The sequence below is a fragment of the Gordonia sp. (in: high G+C Gram-positive bacteria) genome, from assembly GCF_049299075.1.
In the GTDB taxonomy this organism is placed as follows: domain Bacteria; phylum Actinomycetota; class Actinomycetes; order Mycobacteriales; family Mycobacteriaceae; genus Gordonia.
This window is the reverse complement of record NZ_JBAQWU010000106.1, coordinates 1-3,343: the sequence shown is the minus strand read 5'-3', so window position 1 is coordinate 3,343 and position 3,343 is coordinate 1. Positions and strand designations below refer to the sequence as shown.

2 protein-coding genes and 2 pseudogenes are annotated in these 3,343 nt (G+C 65.3%); 2 read left to right on the top strand and 2 right to left on the bottom strand.

Annotation, left to right across the window (positions count from 1 at the left end; all coding sequences use genetic code 11):
• Nucleotides 1-294: 294 nt before the first annotated feature.
• Nucleotides 295-669, top strand: a pseudogene (locus WAW85_RS03445) (DDE-type integrase/transposase/recombinase); the annotation flags it as partial.
• Between the two features lie 179 nt (nt 670-848).
• Here WAW85_RS03445 and istB read toward each other — a convergent pair.
• Both istB and istA read right to left on the bottom strand, forming a co-directional pair.
• Entirely contained in the window at nt 849-1,577 is a 729-nt protein-coding gene (gene istB, locus WAW85_RS03440; protein ID WP_422558252.1) for an IS21-like element helper ATPase IstB, read from the bottom strand.
• Nucleotides 1,577-3,076, bottom strand: coding sequence for an IS21 family transposase (gene istA, locus WAW85_RS03435; protein WP_422558251.1), 1,500 nt, complete (start codon nt 3,074-3,076; stop codon nt 1,577-1,579). The genes istB and istA overlap by 1 nt, the downstream gene beginning before the upstream one ends.
• A 117-nt stretch (nt 3,077-3,193) precedes the next feature.
• Between istA and WAW85_RS03430 the strand changes: the two are divergent.
• Nucleotides 3,194-3,343, top strand: a pseudogene (locus WAW85_RS03430) (transposase); the annotation flags it as partial.

Here is a 3,343-nt window from a genome sequence, read left to right as displayed (position 1 = left end):
GACGCCCACCAACGGCGCGATCCGGCGCTTGCTCAGCCCGCAGGAGAAGTGAAGACGTAGGACTTCTCTGATCTTGCGCATCGCGACTCTCTCGGCGGGCATCGCTTCTCCTCTTCGCTCGGGGCGTCGAGGAGGAGGTTAGCCGCCATGCCCAATGGGCCCGGTCGCGCGTCTGACGAGGTGGTCGCCTTCCCCCGGATTCAGTGGTCGGGATCCCGTGGAACAGGTGGTCGGATTGCCGTGGATTCGGTGGTCGCCTTCGCGTGGAATCGCTGCTCGTCTTGCGCCGGATTCCGCAGGTTTGGCTATCGGCGTCTCCACGTTCTGCTGCGGCAGGAGGGATACGTCGTGAACCACAAGCGGACCCAGCGGCTCTACCGCGAGGAAGGTCTGTCGGTTCGCCGACGGCGCTGTCGCAAGCGGGCGGTCGGAACCCGTGCGCCGATGGTCGTCGAAGCGCGCCCCAATGCCCGTTGGTCGCTCGACTTCGTTCACGACCAGATGGCGTCCGGGCAGCGGTTCCGTGTGCTCAACGTCATCGACGACGTGACGAAGCAGTGCCTCGCGGCGATCCCCGACACCTCGATCTCGGGCAAGCGTGTAGCCCGCGAATTGACGATGCTCATCGCCAGGTTCGGTAAGCCGAAGCTGATCGTCAGCGACAACGGGATGTCAATCGGCGCGGAACATTGACCCCGGATCGGCGTCCAACTTTGACCCCCCTGTTTTCGTGTTGAAGGTCGCTGTCTGCAATTCGGCACGGCGGTTGTTTTGGTCGCGTCGTCGGTGTCGTGACGGAGGGAGGGCGTAGCCCGACCGTAGGCACGATACCGACGATGGCGGCGATCTCAGGCCCGGTGTTTGAAGCGCCAGCTGTCGTTGCCGGTCTCGACGATGTCGCAGTGATGCGTGAGCCGGTCGAGCAGCGCGGTTGTCATCTTTGCGTCGCCGAACACCGACGGCCATTCGCCGAAGGCCAGGTTGGTGGTGACCATGATCGAGGTGCGCTCGTAGAGCCGGCTGATCAGGTGGAACAGCAACTGACCGCCGGATTGGGCGAATGGCAGGTAGCCCAACTCGTCGAGGACGATGAAGTCGAGGCGGCAGAGGTAATCCGCCATCCGGCCTTGCCGACCGGCGCGGGTCTCGGCCTCGAGCTTGTTGACCAGGTCGACGACGTTGAAGTAGCGCCCACGCATGCCGCCCCTGATGCAGGATCGCGCAATGGCGATGGCCAAGTGGGTCTTGCCCGTGCCGGTGCCGCCGATCAGCACGACATTGCGCTGTTGGGTGACGAAGCCGCCGCCGGCGAGGTCCGCGACTAGGTTCTCGTTGATCGGCGTGCCGTCGAAGGTGAAGTCGTCGATGTCTTTGGCGAGCGGCAGCTTGGCCACGCCCATCTGATAGCGGATCGAACGGGCCTGCTTCTCGGCGATCTCGGCGGCGAGCAGCGCCGCGACGACGCGCTGAGGGTCGTGGTTGCGCTTCAAGGCGGTGGCGACGATCTCGTCATAGGCCGCCTTCATGCCGAACATCTTCAGCTCTGCCATCGTGCTGAGGATCTGGGTGCGGTCCATCAGCCGGCCCTCCGCAGGGCGTCGTAGCGCGCGCAGTCGGCGATCGGCTCGTGCCGGAGCTTCAATGCGTCCGGGGTCAGGATGGTGATTGCTTCTCCCGCCGGACGCCGTCGCGCCAGGATGTTCAGCACCACGTCGGCGGAGTGCACGCCCTCGCCGAGGGCCTCGGCACAGGCGGCCTCGACGGCCACCAAGCCGTCGTCGAGCACCGCCGCGAGGATGTCGACCATCTGCCGGTCACCGTCGTTCGATCCGGCGAGCTTGCGGCGGATCCGATCGAGAGCACCAGGCAGCACCCAGTCCTTGAACGGGGCACCGTTGCGCAGCGCCCCGGGCTTGCGGGCGAGCACCGGCACGTAGTGCCAGGGATCGTAGATCGTCTCGCCGCGGCCGAAGGAGCGCTGGTGTTCCGCGACCATGCGCCCATTCTGGCGGACGACGAGCCGGTCGGCATAGGCGCGGATCTCCACCGGGCGGCCGACGGCGCTCGCTGCGACGGAGTACTTGTTGTTGTCGAAGCGGACGAGGCAGGTCTTCGATACCGACGCGGTCACCGCGTGGAACCCGTCGAAGGGACCGCGATAGGGCACCAGCGACGCTCGCTCGTCCTCGAACACCTCCCAGGTGGTCCGATCCGTGAACTCCGGGTTCCGATGCGCCTTGGCGTAGGCGATGCAACGGTCGAGCAGGAGGGCGTTCAACTCGTCGAAGGACCGCAGCCGCAGGCGCGGGGTGAAGAACCGCTCGCGCACCAACCCGACCTGGTTCTCGACCTGCCCCTTCTCCCATCCCGAAGCCGGCGTGCAGGCCACCGGGTCGACCAGGTAATGCCCGCTCATCTGCAGGAAGCGACGATTGTAGGCACGTTCCTTGCCGACGAAGATCGTCTCCACGGCGGTCTTCATGTTGTCGTAGATGCCGCGCGTGCAGGTGCCCTTGAAGAAGGCGAAGGCCCGGTCGTGGGCGTCGAACACCATCTCCTGGCTCTCGCGGGGATAGGCGCGGACGAACATCATCCGGCTGTGGCAGAGCCGGACGTGTGCCACCTTCACCGTCATCGGCAGGCCGTTCATCAGGACGATCTCGTGGCTCCAGTCGAACTGGTAGGCCTCCCCCGGCGCGAAGGAGAGCGGCACATAGGCATCGACCTTGGCCGCCGCCGTCTCCACCGCCCAGGCCCGAGCGTAACGCCGCACCGCGTCGTAACCGCCCTCGTAGCCCACGCCGCGCAGTTCCTCGAAGAGCCTCACCATCGTCAGCCGTTCTCGCGTCGATACCGCCGAGTTCGCCGTCAGAAGCCGGTCGAGTTCCGCCTTCCACGGACCGAGCTTGGGCAACGGCTGCTTGTCGCGGGAGTACTCGAAGATCGTCTCGCCCGACCGGATCACCTTCCGGACCGTGTTCCGGGCGACATGCAGTTCGCGCGCAATCTCCTTGATCGACCGATCTCGAACGAAGAAATCGCGGCGTATCCGCGCAATCGTATCCACTGACTTCATCCCCCGACCGCCGCCTCCAAACAAGGGCAGGCAGTCTGCTCGCGGTTGCGTTCAGGGGGTCAAAATTGGACGCTGATTACCCCCTCAAGGGGGTCAAAATTCCACGCCGAAACACATCGGCGTTGGTCGGACGGTTTCGTCTGCCCGATCTGCTCGACAAAGCGCGGCTGGAAATTGGAGACTAAGCCGTGGACGTGGGAATGTGCGGAGTGCGGTCGCCAGACTTCGGTGACAGCCGGAACCATCATGCACCGCACGCACCTGCCG

Coding starts and splice junctions, on each gene's coding strand:
- istB (WP_422558252.1), bottom strand. CDS start 1,577: ATGGACCGCACCCAGATCCTCAGCACGATGGCAGAGCTGAAGATGTTC.
- istA (WP_422558251.1), bottom strand. CDS start 3,076: ATGAAGTCAGTGGATACGATTGCGCGGATACGCCGCGATTTCTTCGTT.